Origin of the sequence: Pseudomonas fulva (assembly GCF_023517795.1) — a bacterium.
Taxonomy (GTDB): Bacteria; Pseudomonadota; Gammaproteobacteria; order Pseudomonadales; family Pseudomonadaceae; genus Aquipseudomonas; species Aquipseudomonas fulva_D.
Genome location: NZ_CP082928.1, coordinates 4,889,959 through 4,905,838 on the forward strand (window position 1 = coordinate 4,889,959; position 15,880 = coordinate 4,905,838).

Here is a 15,880-nt window from a genome sequence, read left to right on the forward strand (position 1 = left end):
GATGAAAAAAGCGTCATCCACCCTACGTCCGCTTCCGTCCCTTAGCTGCCAAGATTGAAAGATTATGAGCAGGGCCTCAGCAGCTGCACAGCGCCTGATCGAGCACCTTGCGCAGCTCCAGCGGATGATCGACCACCACGTCGGCGCCCCAGTGGCGGGGGTTGTCGTCGGGGTGGATGTAGCCGTAGGTGACCGCCGCGGTCTTGGTGCCGGCGTCGCGGCCGGATTCGATGTCGCGCAGGTCGTCGCCGACGAACAGCACGCTGGCCGGGTCGAGCCTGAGGGTCGAGCAGGCCAGGAGCATCGGCTCGGGGTCCGGCTTGCTGCGCGTCACGTGGTCCGGGCAGATCAGGATCGAGGAGCGCTCGGCAAGATCCAGGCGCTGCATGATCGGCTCGGCGAAACGCAGCGGCTTGTTGGTCACCACGCCCCAGATCAGCTTGGCCCGCTCGATGTCCTCGAGCAGCGGCTCGATGCCCTCGTAGGGCCGGGTCAGCACCGCGCAATGGTCCTGGTAGCGCTCCAGGAATTCCAGGCGCAAGGCTTCGAAACCCGGGCTCATCGGGTCGATGTCGAAGGCATTGAGAATCATCGCCCGGGCGCCGCCGGAGACGTGGTCGCGAATCAGCTTTTCTTCCACCGGCGGCAGCCCGCGCTCGGCGCGCATGGCCTGGCAGATGGCGATGAAGTCCGGCGCGCTGTCGAGCAGCGTGCCATCCATGTCGAAAAGAACCGCGCGCAAGCGCATCAGGCCTCCTTGGAATTCGAGTCTAGCGTTGGCGTGTGCCCGCACTGGCGTGGGCAACGGGCATGAAGCGCATGTTGCCAGTTTACGATGCCCGATGGGGCGGCACAGGTGCTCCTACTGTATGTCAGTTTGTCGCAGCGTGCAGCCGCTCAGCTCATCAGGCTGACCTGGGCGGCAACGATGCGCCACCGGCCGTCCAGCTTCACCCAGCTCTGCTGCTGGCGGCCGATGCGCTGGCTGCCTTCGCGGGTGAACTCGGTGCTGCATACGGCGAAGTCCTCGCCGTAGGTGGTGATCACCGTATTACGCAGCTCGCGGTACAGGCCGGCGGCTGGTCGCGCGGCGCGGAATGCACGGATCTCGTCGATGCCGTAGAGGTTCTCGGCGGCCCCCAGGCGAACCGTGCGCGCATCGTGCCAGAACAGCTCGTCGAGCACGGCGATATCATTGCTGATCAACGCCTGTTCGTAGCGCTGGAAGGCAGCGGTGACTTCTGCCTGCACGGCGGGCAGGTCCAGTTGTTCAGGGTTCATGGCTTCACTCCAGATTCACGGCTTGGGCTTGCGCGATGCCCATGCGCTCCAAGGCTGCGGCAGCACGCAGGCATGCGTCTTCGCGAAAGGGCGCGGCGATCAGTTGCACGCCGATCGGCAGGCCGGCGGCTGTGCGCAGCGGCGCGCTGACCACCGGCAGGCCGAGAAAGGAAATCGGCTGCGCCAGCATGCCCATGCTGGCGCGGGTGGGCAGGTCGACGCCATTGAGGCGCAGGGTTTCCTGGCCAATGGGCGTCGCGCTGGTGGGCGTCGCCGGGGCGATCAGCACGTCGATATCGTTGAAAAGCGGCAGTACCTGATTCTGGAAATGCCGCCTGAAACGCTGCGCCTGGACGTACCAGGCGGCGGGAATCATCGCGCCGGCCAGGAGGCGCTCGCGCGACAGCGGCTCGAACACCTCCGGTGAGCTGCGCAGTGCCGGCAGGTAGGCGTTGCCGCCTTCGCTGGCGCTGATGATGAACGCCGACGTACGCGCCAGTTCGGCGTCGGCCAGGGTGATTTCTTCGCTGGCGTTCAGGGCCTTGGCGGCCCGGGCCACGGCGTCGCGGGCGCTGTCGTCGCACCACTGCTGGAAGTAGCCACCCAGCACGCCGACGCGCAGGCCACCCAGATCCTGCTCGAGACTCTCCGATACGGCTTGCGGCGGCTGGCTGGCCTGGAAACCGTCCGCCGGATCATAGCCCTGCAGCGCGTCGTAGACCGCGGCAAGGTCGGCGCTGCTGCGCGCCAGCGGCCCGATATGGTCGAGGCTGCCCACGAACGGGTGCGAGCCGCTGCGTGACAGCCGGCCGAAGGTGGGCTTGAGGCCGAAGATTCCGCAGAGCGAGGCGGGCACGCGAATGGAGCCGTTGGTGTCGCTGCCCAGGGAGAAGTTCACCAGGCCGGCTGCTACCGCCGCCGCCGAGCCGCCGGAGGAACCACCGGCGATGCGCGACAGGTCATGGGGGTTGCGGGTCGCGCCGAAGTGGGTGTTTTCCGTGGTGAACCCGTAGGCGTAGGCATCCATGTTCAACATCCCCGAGAGCAGGGCGCCACTGGCCGACAGCTGGCGCACGGCCCAGGCGTCGAGCTGCGCGGCCGGTCGGTTCTGGAACAGCCGCGCGCCGGCCAGGGTCGAGTAGCCGGCGACGTCGAACAGGTTCTTCACTGCATAGGGCACCGCTGCCAATGGCGGCAGGGGCGAGCCTTCCCGTCGCTGGCGATCCAGCCGCTCGGCCTCGTCGCGCATGCGCTGCCCGGTGATCTGCGTCCAGGCGTTGATCGCCGGATTCTGGCGCTCGATGGCTGCCAGGCTGTGCTCGGTAATTTCCCCGGCGCTGAGCTCGCCCGCCGCCAGGGCCTTACTGAGTTCGCTGATGGAAAGCAGGGCCGGATTCATGCCTGGTACACCCCGGCGACTTCCAGTCGATCATCGAGCGGGAAGGCCATCAGCGGCGCTGCCATCGCGGCGATGCGGCTGAACTGGGTAAGCAGCTCCTGGCGCCGGGCGTCGTCCAGCTCCAGGGCCAGAACCTGTTCCATCTGGGCGACATAGGCAGCGCAGTCGGGGGTGATCGGGGTCATGGTGTTCTCCTCGCGAAGGTGGCGGCTCGGCACCTCGGTGCGCTTTTAATGAATTGAGGCGTGGCGATTTCAGGCAGATGAGTACTTCCTATATCATCGACCGAATGAAACGAAAGTTACAAGGCGCCCTCCATGACTCGACTCGATGAACGTCTGCGCTGCCACTATGCACAGCTCGCGCCACAGGAGCAGCGCATCGCTGACTTCGTGCTCGACCACTACGATGACCTGGTCAGCTACAACAGCGCCGAGCTGGCTCGGCTCGCCGGGGTCTCCAAGGCCACCGTCAGCCGGTTGTTCAAGCGCCTGGGCTACGAGAAATACAAGGACATGCGCGAGGAACAGCGCAACCTGCGCCAGAGCGGGCTGCCGGTGGCCGACAACCGCGACGTGGTGCAGGGCAACACCCTGCTGGCCCGCCATTACAAGCAGGAGATGGCCAACCTTGCCCAGTGGGTAAATGCCATCGATGCCGAGCAATTCGGTGAGGTGGTCCGGGCGCTGGGCAGTAGCAGGCGGGTCTTCGTGGTCGGTATGCGCAATGCCTTTCCCGTGGCCCTGCACCTGCGCCAGCAACTGCTGCAGGTGCGCAGCGGGGTGCAGGTGTTGCCGCAGCCGGGACAGACGCTGGCCGAGGAACTGGTCGACCTGGCCGGCGACGACCTGGTGGTGGTGCTGGGCTTCAGGCGGCGCCCACGGGTCATTCGCCCGCTCCTGCAAGCCCTGCAGGCCCAACAGGTGCCCACCCTGGTGATCTGCGAGCCCCAGGCCCAGGGCGTCATCGAACTGGCCCGCTGGCATCTGTGTGCGCCGCTGGACAGCGTGTCGGCATTCGACAGCTATGCCAGCGCCAACAGCCTGATCAACCTGTTGGTCAATGCGCTGTTGCACGAGCAACTGAGCCACGGGCGTCAGCGCATTCACCAGATTGCCGGGCTGTATGGGCAGCTGGACGAATTGGAACAGCGTTAGTGCGCCTTTGTGGTGCGAAGCAGTATGAGGGCGCCAGATGGCGCCCTTTTTTGTGGCGTTCTATGCGCGTGTTTCGCCTCTTTATCGTGCTCGTGAAGCGCTAGCACTCGCTCGCAATGCCCATGGTGGTTGGCTTGCAGGCCGCTCTGGCAGGCGTTGTCAGGAAAAAGCATGGCCAGAAAATGCTCTGGCACGTTGGTTGCAGATTCGAAAATTACGAATCTTTTGTTTCATGACTGACGATGATGGGGTGAAGCCGATGAAGAAGGGATTGATTGCACTGCTGACCGCTGGCCTGCTGTTGACCCAGGCGGCCACCGCGCTGGCCGACCAGTTGCAAGAGATCGAAAAGCGCGGGGTGATCCGTGTCGCCGTGCCTCAGGATTTCCCGCCCTTCGGCTCCGTGGGCACCGACCTGCAGCCCCAGGGCTATGACATCGACATGGCCAGGTACCTGGCCAAGGAGATGAAACTTAAGTTGCAATTGGTGCCGGTCACCAGTGCCAACCGGGTGCCGTACCTGCAGACCGACAAGGTCGACCTGGTGATTTCCAGCCTGGGCAAGAATGCCGAGCGTGAACAGGTGATCGATTTCAGTGCGGCCTATGCGCCGTTCTTCCTTGGCGTGTTCGGCGCCAAGGACAGCACCCTGGAGAAGGCCGACGAGCTGGTCGGCAAGTCGATTGGCGTGACCCGCGGCGCCGTGGAGGACATGGTGCTCACCGAGGTGGCACCCGCAGGTGCCCAGGTCAGGCGTTACGAAGACAACAACACCACGCTGTCGGCGTACCTGTCCGGGCAGGTGGAGTATGTGGCCACTGGCAACCTGGTGGTCGCCGCCATCGAGCGCCAGAACGCTGCCCGCGCGCCCGTCGCCAAATTCATGCTCAAGGATTCGCCCTGCTACATCGGCCTGCGCAAGGGCGAAGCGGCGCTGAAAGCCAGGGTCGACGCGCTGATCGAGCAGGCCAAGGCCGATGGCACCCTCAATGGCCTCTCCGAACAGTGGCTGAAGGCGCCACTGCCGGCGAATCTGGGCGCGTAAGGGCTGACGATGATGGCGCAGCTGAATTTTTCCGCCCTGTGGCCCTACTGGCCGGAGCTGCTCTCCGGCCTGTGGGTGACCATCCAGCTCACGGTGATGGCGACCGTGGGCGGTGTGGCCCTGGGCATTCTTGGCGCGGCCCTGCGCAGCGGCCGGCCGAGCATGCTCGGTCGCCTCTGGGGCGTCTACGTCGAGCTGATTCGCAACACGCCGTTCGTGGTGCAGCTGTTCTTCATCGTCTTCGGCCTGCCCAACCTGGGGGTGAAGCTGACGGCGGGGGAGGCGGCGTTGCTGGCCATGCTGATCAACCTGGGGGCCTACAGCACCGAGATCATCCGCGCCGGTATCCAGGTCACGCCCCGTGGCCAGTGGGAGGCCGGCCGCGTGCTGGGCCTGAGCCGCACGCAAACCTTCGTGCGGGTGGTGTTGCCGCCATCGCTGAAGCGCATTTATCCGGCGCTGGTCAGCCAGTGCATCATCGTGATGCTTGGCTCGTCGGTGGTTTCCCAGGTGTCCCATGAGGAACTGACCTTCGCCGCCAACCTGATCCAGTCGCGTACCTTCCTGAGCTTCGAGGTGTATCTGGTGACCACCCTGATGTACCTGGCGCTGTCCATCGCCATGCGCCAGTTGCTGCTGGCGGTCGGGCGCAAGTGGTTTGGAGAGCAGCCATGATGACCACCTTCACCGACTGGGACATCCTGCGCAACCTGCTGCTGGCTGCGCGCTGGACCGTTCTGCTGTCTCTGACCGCATTCATCGGCGGCACCCTGGTGGCCATTCCGCTGGTCATGGCGCGACTGTCCAAGCGCGCCTGGCCGCACTGGCTGGTTCGCGGCTACACCGAGTTGTTCCAGGGCACGCCGCTGCTGATGCAGCTGTTCCTGGCATTCTTCGGCGTGGCCTTGCTGGGCATCGATGTGTCGCCCTGGACCGCAGCCTCGCTGGCGCTGACCCTCTATACCAGTGCGTTTCTGGTGGATATCTGGCATGGCAGCATCCGCGCGCTACCCCGTGGCCAGTGGGAAGCCTGTCGCTGCCTGGGGCTGGACGTCGGGCAGACCCTGTTTCGCGTCATCCTGCCCCAGGCGCTGCGCATCGGCATCGCGCCCACCGTGGGCTTCGCCGTGCAGGTGATCAAGGGCACCGCGCTGGCGTCGATCATCGGCTTCGTCGAGCTGACCAAGGCCGGCACCATCCTCAACAACGTCACCTACGAGCCCTTCAAGGTGTTCGGTCTGGTGGCGCTGGGCTACTTCCTGATGTGTTATCCGCTGTCGCGTTACAGCCAGTATCTGGAGAAGAAATTCAATGCCGCTCATCACCATTGATCAGGTACATAAGTACTACGGCGACAACCACGTGCTCAAGGGGGTCGATCTCGATATCGAGGTCGGCGAGGTGGTGTCGATCATCGGCCGCAGTGGCTCGGGCAAGAGCACCTTGTTGCGCTGCATCAATGGGCTGGAGGGCTACCAGGACGGCAGCATCAAGCTTGGCGGCATGACCGTCACCGATCGCGACTCCCAGGCCCGGGAGATCAGTCGCTCGGTGGGCATGGTGTTCCAGAGCTTCAACCTGTTCCCGCACATGACCGCCCGTGAGAACGTCATGCTGGCGCCACGCCGCGTGCTGAAGAAGAGCGATGCCGAGTGCCGTGAGCTGGCGGCGCGCATGCTCGAGAAGGTGGGCCTCGGTGATCGCCTGGACTATTACCCGGCGAGCCTTTCCGGCGGCCAGCAGCAGCGCGTCGCCATTGCCCGGGCGCTGGCCATGTCGCCCAAGGTGCTGCTGTGCGACGAAATCACTTCGGCGCTGGACCCGGAGCTGGTCGGCGAGGTGCTCAAGGTGCTCGAGCAACTGGCCAAGGAGGGCATGACCCTGATCCTGGTCACCCACGAAATGAACTTCGCCCAGGAAGTCGGCGACCGCGTGGTGTTCATGCACCAGGGGCGGGTATGGGAGCAGGGCCCCAGCCGCGAGCTGTTCGCCAACCCGCAGAGCGCCGAACTCAAGCAATTCATCTCGTCCGTACGCGGACTGAACTGAGCGTCACCAGAACGAGAACCAGCAGATGAACACGACTTTCCTGCCCGTCAATCCGCCCCAGCGCCTGCTCATGGGCCCTGGCCCGATCAATGCCGACCCGCGCGTGCTGCGCGCCATGTCCAGCCAGTTGATCGGCCAGTACGACCCGGCCATGACCGGCTATATGAACGAGGTGATGGCCCTGTATCGCGGCGTGTTCCGCACCGCCAACGCCGCCACCCTGCTGGTCGACGGCACCTCGCGGGCCGGCATCGAGGCGATTCTGGTGTCGGCGATTCGCCCGGGCGACAAGGTGCTGGTGCCGGTGTTCGGCCGCTTCGGCCATCTGCTCTGTGAAATCGCCCGGCGTTGCCGCGCCGAGGTGCACAGCATCGAGGTGCCCTGGGGTGAAGTGTTCACCCCAGGGCAGATCGAAGATGCCATCAAGCAGGTGAAGCCGCGCCTGCTGCTGACCGTACAGGGCGATACCTCGACCACCCTGCTGCAACCGCTGGCCGAGCTGGGTGACATTTGCCGCCGCCACGGCGTGCTGTTCTATACCGATGCCACCGCTTCCCTGGGCGGTAATGCCCTGGAGACCGATGCCTGGGGGCTCGATGCGGTGTCCGCCGGCCTGCAGAAGTGCCTGGGCGGGCCGTCCGGTACGGCGCCGATCACCCTGAGCGCGGCGATGGTGGAGGTGATCCGCCGCCGGGCCCATGTGGAGGCCGGCATCCGCACTGAGGCCCACCAGGACGGCGACGACGAGATGATCTACTCCAACTATTTCGACCTCGGCATGATCCTCGACTACTGGGGCCCCGAGCGCCTCAACCACCATACCGAAGCCACCTCGGCGCTGTTCGGTGCCCGTGAGTGCGCCCGTGTGTTGCTCGAAGAAGGCCTGGACGCCGCCATCGCGCGCCACAAGCTGCATGGCGACGCCCTGCTCAAGGGCATTCAGGGCATGGGCCTGGAGACTTTCGGCAACCTCGAGCACAAGATGAACAACGTGCTGGGCGTGGTGATTCCCGACGGCATACACGGCGAGCAGGTGCGCCAGATCCTGCTGCAGGACTTCGGCATCGAGATCGGCACCTCCTTCGGACCGCTGGCCGGCAAGATCTGGCGCATCGGCACCATGGGCTACAACGCTCGCAAGGATTGCGTGATGCAGACCCTCAGCGCCCTGGAAGCGGTGCTCAACCGCCTTGGCCTGCGCACCACCCAGGGTGCGGCCATGCAGGCGGCCTGGGATCACTATGGCGAGCGCGGCTGATGGGCGCCCTGGACAATCAGCAGGCCGCGGCGCGGGTCATGGCGCGCTGCGACGAACTGGCGGCGATCAGCGAGTCCGCCGAGGGCCTGACCCGGGTCTATCTGTCGACCGAGCACCAGCGCGCCAATGCGCTGGTGGGCGAGTGGATGCAGGCGGCCGGCATGCGCACCTGGCAGGACGCCGTCGGTAATATCTGCGGCCGCTATGAGGGCCAGCGTGCCGGCGCCCAGGCGTTGCTGCTCGGCTCGCACCTGGACACCGTGCGCAATGCCGGGCGCTACGACGGCATGCTCGGGGTGGTCGCCGCCATCGAGGTGGTGCAGCGCTTTCATGATTTGGGCATGCGCCTGCCGCTGGCCATCGAGATCGTCGGGTTCGGCGACGAGGAGGGCACGCGCTTCGGTATCACCCTGCTGGGCAGCCGCGGCCTGACCGGCCATTGGCCAAAGGAGTGGCTCACCCAGGCCGATGCGGATGGCGTCAGCGTCGCCCAGGCGATGACAGCCTGGGGGCTCGATGGCTCGGCTATCGCCAGCGCCGCCCGCCCGACCGGGGATTTCGCCGCCTATCTGGAACTGCATATCGAGCAGGGCCCGTGCCTGGAGCGCGAGGGCCTGGCGCTCGGTGTGGTCACGGCCATCAATGGCGCGCGCCGGCTCAATTGCCGCTTCGTCGGCCAGGCCGGGCATGCCGGCACCGTGCCGATGAGTCATCGCCAGGACGCCCTGGCCGCCGCCGCGCAGTGGATGGTGGCGATCGAGGCACGGACCCGGCAGCACGGCCCGCAGCTGGTGGCCACCGTGGGCCGCCTGCAGTGCCATCCGGGGGCGGTGAACGTCATTCCGGGGGAGGTCGAGTTGACCCTGGATGTCCGTGGCCCGGAGGATCGCGCCCTGGCCGAGCTGCTCGACGATCTGCTCGACGAGGGCGAGGCCATCGCCCGGCAGCGCGGGCTTGGCTTCGCTGCCAGCCAGTATTACGGCATTTGCGCGACCCGTTGCGATGCCGCCATGCAGGCGTCGCTGGCGCAGGTGTTGAGTGAGGTGCAGGGGCGCAGCCTGGCATTGCCCAGTGGCGCCGGCCATGACGCCATCGCCATGGCCGAGCGTTGGCCGGTCGGCATGCTGTTCGTGCGTTGTGCTGGCGGCATCAGCCATAACCCGGCCGAGGCGGTGGCCGTGGAGGACGTGGGGCTGGCGGTCGAGGCCTACGCGCGGTGGATCCAGGCGCTGGCCCAGCGGCCGCCCGTTTCGGCGGCCTGAGGCGAGGGCAGGTCGATCAGTCGGCCTTGCGGGTGTGCACCATGTAGTTGACGTCGACGTCGTTGGCCAGCTTGTAATGCTTGGTCAGCGGGTTGTAGGTCAGGCCGATGATGTCCTTGACCTGCAGGCCGGCGTCGCGGCTCCACGCGCCCAGCTCGGAGGGGCGGATGAATTTCTTGAAATCATGGGTGCCACGCGGCAGCAGGCGCAGGATGTATTCGGCGCCGATCACCGCGAACAGGTAAGCCTTGGGGTTACGGTTGATGGTGGAGAAGAACACCTGGCCACCGGGCTTGACCAGCTTGTGGCAGGCGCGAATCACCGAGGACGGATCCGGTACGTGTTCGAGCATTTCCAGGCAGGTGACCACGTCGAACTGGCCGGGCATCTCGTCGGCCATGGCTTCGGCGGTGATCTGCCGGTAATCCACTTCCACGCCCGACTCCAGCTGGTGCAGGCGGGCCACGGCCAGGGGCGCTTCGCCCATGTCGATGCCGGTCACGCTGGCACCACGCTGGGCCATGGCTTCGCTGAGAATGCCGCCACCACAGCCGACATCGAGCACCTTCTTGCCGGCCAGGCCAGCGCGCTCGTCGATCCAGTTGACGCGCAGCGGGTTGATCTCGTGCAGCGGCTTGAACTCGCTTTCCTTGTCCCACCAGCGATGGGCGAGGGCTTCGAATTTGGCGATTTCAGCGTGGTCGACGTTGCTCATGGTTTTCCCTGAATAAAGCGAATGCGTATGACAGGACGCGATAGGCGCCCATGTTGCCAGTTTTGCGCGCCCGCCGGGGCGGTTTGCTGGCCGTTGCCCTGTGACAGTTTGCCGGAGGTGGTGATCAATGTGCCGGACGTCCGGCTATTTTCGCGCCCCACTGCTGGGTGGTGGCAATGATGCGTTGTTCGTCCAGGCGCGTCAGCCGGCCCTCTTCGAGCAGCGGTTTGCCGGCCACCCAGAGGTGCTCCACGCAGTGCCGTGAGGTGGCGTAGATCAGTTGTGATACCGGGTCAAAGACCGGTTGCTGGGCCAGGCCGCGCAGGTCGAAGGCGACAATGTCGGCCGCCTTGCCGAGTTCCAGCGAGCCGATCTCGCCCTCCAGACCCAGGGCGCGGGCACCGTTGAGGGTCGCCATGCGCAAGGCACGGTGTGCATCCAGGGCGCTGGCCGAGCCGGCTACGGCCTTGGCCAGCAGGGCTGCGGTGCGGGTTTCGCCGAGCAGGTCGAGGTCGTTGTTGCTGGCCGCGCCGTCGGTGCCGATGGCCACGTTGACACCGGCCTGCCAGAGCTTCTCGACCGGGCAGAAACCACTGGCCAGCTTGAGGTTGGATTCCGGGCAGTGGATCACGCTGCTGTTGGTGGCCACCAGCAGGGCGATGTCCTCGTCATCAATCTGGGTCATGTGCACGGCCTGGAAGCGCGGGCCCAGCAGGCCCAGGCGGTTCAGCCGCGCCAGCGGGCGCTCACCGTGGTGTTCCAGGCTCTGCTGCACTTCGAAGGCGGTTTCATGGACGTGCATGTGGATGCCGGCGTCCACTTCCTCGGCGAGGATGCGCAGCTTTTCCAGATTCGCGTCGCTGACCGTATAGGGCGCATGGGGCCCGAAGGCCACGCTGATGCGCGGGTGATGCTTCATGTCGTCGAGCAAGGTCACGCCCTTGCGCAGGGCCTCGTCGGCATCCCGGGCACCGGGAATGGCGAAGTCCAGCACGGGGATGCTGATCTGTGCGCGCATGCCGCTGGCGTGCACCCGCTCGCAGGCCATCTCGGGAAAGAAGTACATGTCGGCAAAGCAGCTGATGCCGCTCTTAATCTGTTCGGCGATGGCCAGTTCGGTGCCGTCCTGCACGAACTGTTCATCGACCCATTTGGCTTCCGCCGGCCAGATGTGCTTTTCCAGCCAGGTCATCAGTGGCAGGTCATCGGCCAGGCCGCGGAACAGGGTCATGGCGGCATGCCCGTGGGCATTGACCAGGCCGGGGGTAAGCAGGCGGCCGGGCAGTTCGCGAATCTCCGTCGCGCCACGGCGCAGGGCTTCGGCGCGCGGTGCGATCAGTGCGATACGGCCGTCGCGAATACCCAGGCCATGGTCGTGCAGCACGACGCCGGCAGGCTCGACCGGCACCAGCCAGGTGGGCAGCAATAAAAGGTCGAGCGGGGCGTCGGCCATGGGGGGCTCCCTGAGCGAAAAACCCGAGTCTATAGAGGAACGCGGCAGTCTTGAAGGTGCTGGCGTGCGGCGCGTTGCCTGCCAGGCGTATACTGGCCGGCTTTCTTGGATGGAGTAGGTGATGCGCGAGCGTTTGCTGGCTGCCGAGCAGGTCGTGGGGTTCGTCTGGCGCAAGGGTGTGCTGCACGTGCTCGATCAGCGCCGCCTGCCTGGCGAGCAGGTCTGGCAGGCCTGTCATTCGGTGTCGGCGGTGGCCGCGGTGCTGGCTGAAGGCGCGCTGCTGGGCGCTGCCGCCCGGCTGATCTGCAGCGGCTACGCCCTGGTGCTCGGTGCCCGGCAGCGTGTGGACGAGGGCGCTGATTGGCGCGCCGGGCTGCAGGACGACCGCGATGCGCTGTGCGCGGCCGGTCTGCCACCGCAAGAGGGCGAGCGCCTGCTGGCGCGCATGCAGCAGCGCCTGGCGGTGATGAAGCCCGGTGCGCAGGCCCTGGCCGTGCTGGAGGATGAAGCCCGTGGTGCCCATCAGCGTGACCGCGAGGCCAATCTGGCCATGGCCCAGCTGGGCGTGGAGCTGATCCGCGGGTTTCAGGGCAACCTGCAGAACCTGGTGAGCTTCGGCTGTGCCGGCGCGCTGGCCGGTGGCGGCATCGGTACGGCCCTTGGGGTGGTGCGCGCGGCCCAGCTCGAAGGTCTGCTGGAGCGCTGCTACCTGGGCGAGAGCCGGCCGTCTCTCGAGGGCGCGCACCGGGCTGCCTGGGAACTGCAGCGCGAAGGCATCGCCGCCGCATTGAGTGCCGATGCGGCGCTCGCCCATGTGATGAAGGAACGGGGCATCACCTGGGCCGTCGTCGGCGCCGAGCGGATCGCCGCCAACGGCGATGTGTTGGCCGTGATCGGCACCTATCAGCTGGCCGTGGCGGCCATGCACCATGGTGTGCGGCTGATGGTGGTGGCGCCGAGCGCGCTCATCGACCTGCAGCAGGAGAGCGGCGAAGAGGGTTTTCACGACCTGGGCCACGGCCCGCTGGCCTATTCGCCCCATGAGCGCATCACGGGCGTGGATGAGGTGGCACCGCGCTACGACGTGACCCCGGGCGACCTGGTGGATTTCCTGGTCACCGAGCGCGGGGTGATCGAGCGCCCGGACGCGGCCAAGCTCACTCAGCTGATGTGCCGCAAACGGCTGCATTGAGCACCCGGCTTCATAAGCGGCGGGGATAGGTGCAGGGCGCGCTTTGTGGTAAGCTCCGGCAGTTTTCAGGGGCGCCGCCTGCGGTTGCCGTCACTGCTCGAATGCATGACATAACGTATTGATTTGTCGTGAGTCGTCGCTGGCCTGATGCCATTGCGACGCGCTTCGCCCGACTGCAGATGAGCCGGGCGGAGTTTCATCAGAAAAAAGGAATCAGGCTACTCATGGGCGAACTGGCCAAAGAAATCCTCCCGGTCAACATCGAAGATGAACTGAAACAGTCGTACCTCGACTACGCGATGAGCGTGATCGTCGGGCGTGCCTTGCCGGATGCGCGCGACGGCCTGAAGCCCGTGCATCGCCGGGTGCTGTTCGCCATGAGCGAGCTGGGCAACGACTGGAACAAGCCCTACAAGAAATCCGCCCGTGTGGTCGGTGACGTGATCGGTAAATATCACCCGCATGGTGACACCGCCGTCTACGACACCATCGTGCGGATGGCCCAGCCATTCTCGCTGCGCTACCTGCTGGTCGACGGCCAGGGCAACTTCGGTTCGGTGGACGGCGACAACGCCGCGGCCATGCGATACACCGAAGTGCGCATGACCAAGCTGGCCCACGAGCTGCTGGCCGACCTGCACAAGGAAACCGTCGACTGGGTGCCCAACTACGACGGCACCGAGCAGATCCCGGCGGTCATGCCGACCAAGATCCCCAACCTGCTGGTCAACGGCTCCAGCGGTATCGCCGTGGGCATGGCCACCAACATCCCGCCGCACAACCTGGGCGAAGTGATCGATGGCTGCCTGGCGCTGATCGACAACCCGGAGCTGACCGTCGATGAGCTGATGCAGTACATCCCGGGTCCGGATTTCCCGACCGCGGGCATCATCAACGGGCGCGCCGGCATCATCGAGGCCTACCGCACCGGCCGTGGCCGCATCTACATCCGCGCCCGCGCCGAAGTCGAGGACATCGACAAGGTCGGCGGCCGCCAGCAGATCGTCGTCACCGAACTGCCGTACCAGCTGAACAAGGCCCGCCTGATCGAGAAGATCGCCGAGCTGGTCAAAGAGAAGAAGATCGAAGGCATCACCGAGCTGCGCGACGAGTCCGACAAGGACGGCATGCGCGTGGTCATCGAGCTGCGCCGCGGCGAAGTGCCGGAGGTGATCCTCAACAACCTGTACGCCCAGACCCAGATGCAGAGCGTGTTCGGCATCAACGTGGTGGCGCTGATCGACGGCCAGCCGAAGATCCTCAACCTCAAGGACATGCTCGATGCCTTCATCCTGCACCGTCGTGAGGTAGTTACCCGCCGCACCGTGTTCGAACTGCGCAAGGCCCGCGAGCGTGGCCATATCCTCGAAGGTCAGGCGGTCGCGCTGTCCAACATCGACCCGGTGATCGCCCTGATCAAGGCCTCGCCGACGCCGTCCGAGGCCAAGGAAGCGCTGATCTCCACGGCCTGGGAATCCACCGCCGTGGAGGCCATGGTCGAGCGCGCCGGCGCCGACTCCTGCCGCCCGGAAGGCCTCGATCCGCAATACGGCCTGCGTGACGGCAAGTACTACCTGTCGCCGGAACAGGCCCAGGCGATCCTCGACCTGCGCCTGCACCGCCTGACCGGCCTGGAGCACGAAAAACTGCTGGCCGAGTACCAGGAGATCCTCAACCAGATCGGCGAGCTGATCCGCATCCTGACCAGCGCCGTGCGCCTGATGGAAGTGATTCGCGAGGAGCTGGAAGCGGTCAAGGCCGAGTTCGGCGACAAGCGCCGCACCGAGATTCTCGATTCGCGTCTGGACCTGACCCTGGGTGACATGATCCCGGAAGAAGAACGCGTGGTGACCATTTCCCACGGCGGCTATGCCAAGACCCAGCCGCTGACCGCCTACCAGGCCCAGCGCCGTGGCGGCAAGGGCAAGTCGGCCACCGGCATCAAGGACGAGGACTACATCGCGCACCTGCTGGTCGCCAACAGCCACGCCACGCTGCTGCTGTTCTCCAGCAAGGGCAAGGTGTACTGGCTCAAGACCTACGAAATTCCCGAAGCGTCCCGCGCCGCCCGCGGCCGCCCGTTGGTCAACCTGCTGCCGCTGGAGGAGGGTGAGTACATCACCACCATGCTGCAGATCGACCTCGAGGCCCTGCAGCAGCAGGCCGGCGCCGACGACGTGGACGACAGCGACGACGCCGTGCTCGAAGGCGAGATCGTCGAAGCCGAAGAAGTGGCTGAAGTGGCCGAGGTCGAGGAAGTCGAAGGCGAAACCGCCGAGCTGGTGGCCGAGCCGACTGGCGCCTACATCTTCATGGCCACCGCCTCCGGTACCGTGAAGAAGACCCCGCTGGTGCAATTCAGCCGTCCGCGTTCCAACGGCCTGATCGCCCTGAAGCTGAAGGAAGGCGACACCCTGATCGCCGCCGCCATCACCGACGGTTCCAAGGAAGTCATGCTGTTCTCCAGCGCCGGCAAGGTGATCCGTTTCGCCGAGAGCGTGGTTCGCGTCATGGGCCGTGGCGCCCGTGGTATCCGCGGCATGCGCATCGGCAAGGACCAACGCCTGATTTCCATGCTGATCCCGGAATCCGGTGCGCAGATCCTCACCGCTTCCGAGCGTGGTTTCGGCAAGCGTACGGCCCTCTCCAAGTTCCCGCGTCGTGGTCGTGGCGGCCAGGGCGTGATCGGCATGATCACCAAGGAACGTAACGGCCCGTTGATCGGCGCCATCCAGGTGCAGGACGGCGAGGAAATCATGCTGATTTCCGACCAGGGCACCCTGGTGCGCACCCGTGTCGACGAAGTCTCCAGTTCCGGCCGCAACACCCAGGGCGTGACCCTGATCAAGCTGGCCAAGGACGAGAAACTGGTCGGCCTGGAGCGTGTGCAGGAGCCGTCCGAAGAAGACATCGAAGTGGAGCTGGACGAAGAGGGCAACCCGATCGTTGTCGCCGAAGCCGATGAAGCTGTTGCAGGCGAGGAGCCGGCAGCGGAAGGTGACGAGCCAGCAGAAGAAGATCGCGACGCCTAACCGCGCCGCTCTGCCTGCGGTGTTACGGCACTGCAGG

At 65.7% G+C, this 15,880-nt stretch carries 15 protein-coding genes; 9 read left to right on the forward strand and 6 right to left on the reverse strand.

The window, feature by feature from the left end; all coding sequences use genetic code 11:
- Positions 1 to 76: 76 nt before the first annotated feature.
- The 4 genes from mupP to hpxX all read right to left on the reverse strand — a co-directional run bounded on the left by mupP (position 77) and on the right by hpxX (position 2,865).
- On the reverse strand, positions 77 to 748 hold the full coding sequence (gene mupP / locus K8U54_RS22600) for an N-acetylmuramic acid 6-phosphate phosphatase MupP (protein WP_249907906.1): 672 nt from the start codon (positions 746 to 748) through the stop codon (positions 77 to 79).
- 149 nt (positions 749 to 897) lie between these two features.
- A complete protein-coding gene (gene hpxZ / locus K8U54_RS22605; RefSeq protein ID WP_249907907.1) occupies positions 898 to 1,281 on the reverse strand; it encodes an oxalurate catabolism protein HpxZ in 384 nt (127 codons plus the stop codon).
- A 4-nt stretch (positions 1,282 to 1,285) separates the two neighbouring features.
- On the reverse strand, positions 1,286 to 2,680 hold the full coding sequence (locus tag K8U54_RS22610) for an AtzE family amidohydrolase (protein ID WP_249907908.1): 1,395 nt from the start codon (positions 2,678 to 2,680) through the stop codon (positions 1,286 to 1,288).
- Positions 2,677 to 2,865 carry an oxalurate catabolism protein HpxX gene (gene hpxX / locus K8U54_RS22615; protein WP_249907909.1) on the reverse strand — a complete coding sequence of 63 codons (189 nt, stop codon included), beginning with the start codon at positions 2,863 to 2,865 and terminating at the stop codon, positions 2,677 to 2,679. Before hpxX ends, K8U54_RS22610 begins: the two co-directional genes overlap by 4 nt.
- A 132-nt stretch (positions 2,866 to 2,997) precedes the next feature.
- Here hpxX and K8U54_RS22620 point away from each other — a divergent pair, with 132 nt between their 5' ends.
- The 7 genes from K8U54_RS22620 to hpxK all read left to right on the forward strand — a co-directional run bounded on the left by K8U54_RS22620 (position 2,998) and on the right by hpxK (position 9,451).
- On the forward strand, positions 2,998 to 3,837 hold the full coding sequence (locus K8U54_RS22620; protein ID WP_249907910.1) for a MurR/RpiR family transcriptional regulator: 840 nt from the start codon (positions 2,998 to 3,000) through the stop codon (positions 3,835 to 3,837).
- Between the two features lie 232 nt (positions 3,838 to 4,069).
- On the forward strand, positions 4,070 to 4,882 hold the full coding sequence (locus K8U54_RS22625; RefSeq protein WP_434059970.1) for a transporter substrate-binding domain-containing protein: 813 nt from the start codon (positions 4,070 to 4,072) through the stop codon (positions 4,880 to 4,882).
- A 9-nt stretch (positions 4,883 to 4,891) separates the two neighbouring features.
- Entirely contained in the window at positions 4,892 to 5,557 is a 666-nt protein-coding gene (locus tag K8U54_RS22630; RefSeq protein WP_074884968.1) for an amino acid ABC transporter permease, read from the forward strand.
- A complete protein-coding gene (locus K8U54_RS22635; protein ID WP_249910501.1) occupies positions 5,557 to 6,213 on the forward strand; it encodes an amino acid ABC transporter permease in 657 nt (218 codons plus the stop codon). Before K8U54_RS22630 ends, K8U54_RS22635 begins: the two co-directional genes overlap by 1 nt.
- Entirely contained in the window at positions 6,194 to 6,931 is a 738-nt protein-coding gene (locus tag K8U54_RS22640) for an amino acid ABC transporter ATP-binding protein (RefSeq protein WP_249907911.1), read from the forward strand. The genes K8U54_RS22635 and K8U54_RS22640 overlap by 20 nt, the downstream gene beginning before the upstream one ends.
- Positions 6,932 to 6,956: 25 nt before the next feature.
- Positions 6,957 to 8,189 (forward strand): pyridoxal-phosphate-dependent aminotransferase family protein, encoded by a 1,233-nt coding sequence (locus tag K8U54_RS22645; protein ID WP_249907912.1) that lies wholly within the window; start codon positions 6,957 to 6,959, stop codon positions 8,187 to 8,189.
- Positions 8,189 to 9,451, forward strand: a complete 1,263-nt coding sequence (gene hpxK, locus K8U54_RS22650; RefSeq protein WP_249907913.1) for an allantoate amidohydrolase — start codon at positions 8,189 to 8,191, stop codon at positions 9,449 to 9,451. Before K8U54_RS22645 ends, hpxK begins: the two co-directional genes overlap by 1 nt.
- 16 nt (positions 9,452 to 9,467) lie before the next feature.
- Here hpxK and ubiG read toward each other — a convergent pair whose 3' ends face one another.
- On the reverse strand, positions 9,468 to 10,166 hold the full coding sequence (gene ubiG / locus K8U54_RS22655; RefSeq protein ID WP_249907914.1) for a bifunctional 2-polyprenyl-6-hydroxyphenol methylase/3-demethylubiquinol 3-O-methyltransferase UbiG: 699 nt from the start codon (positions 10,164 to 10,166) through the stop codon (positions 9,468 to 9,470).
- Between the two features lie 124 nt (positions 10,167 to 10,290).
- Positions 10,291 to 11,619, reverse strand: coding sequence for a TRZ/ATZ family hydrolase (locus K8U54_RS22660; RefSeq protein ID WP_249907915.1), 1,329 nt, complete (start codon positions 11,617 to 11,619; stop codon positions 10,291 to 10,293).
- 121 nt (positions 11,620 to 11,740) lie between these two features.
- Between K8U54_RS22660 and K8U54_RS22665 the strand changes: the two genes are divergently transcribed.
- Both K8U54_RS22665 and gyrA read left to right on the forward strand, forming a co-directional pair.
- Positions 11,741 to 12,811, forward strand: a complete 1,071-nt coding sequence (locus tag K8U54_RS22665; RefSeq protein ID WP_249907916.1) for a s-methyl-5-thioribose-1-phosphate isomerase — start codon at positions 11,741 to 11,743, stop codon at positions 12,809 to 12,811.
- Between the two features lie 224 nt (positions 12,812 to 13,035).
- Entirely contained in the window at positions 13,036 to 15,843 is a 2,808-nt protein-coding gene (gene gyrA, locus K8U54_RS22670; protein WP_249907917.1) for a DNA gyrase subunit A, read from the forward strand.
- The last annotated feature ends 37 nt before the right edge of the window (positions 15,844 to 15,880 follow it).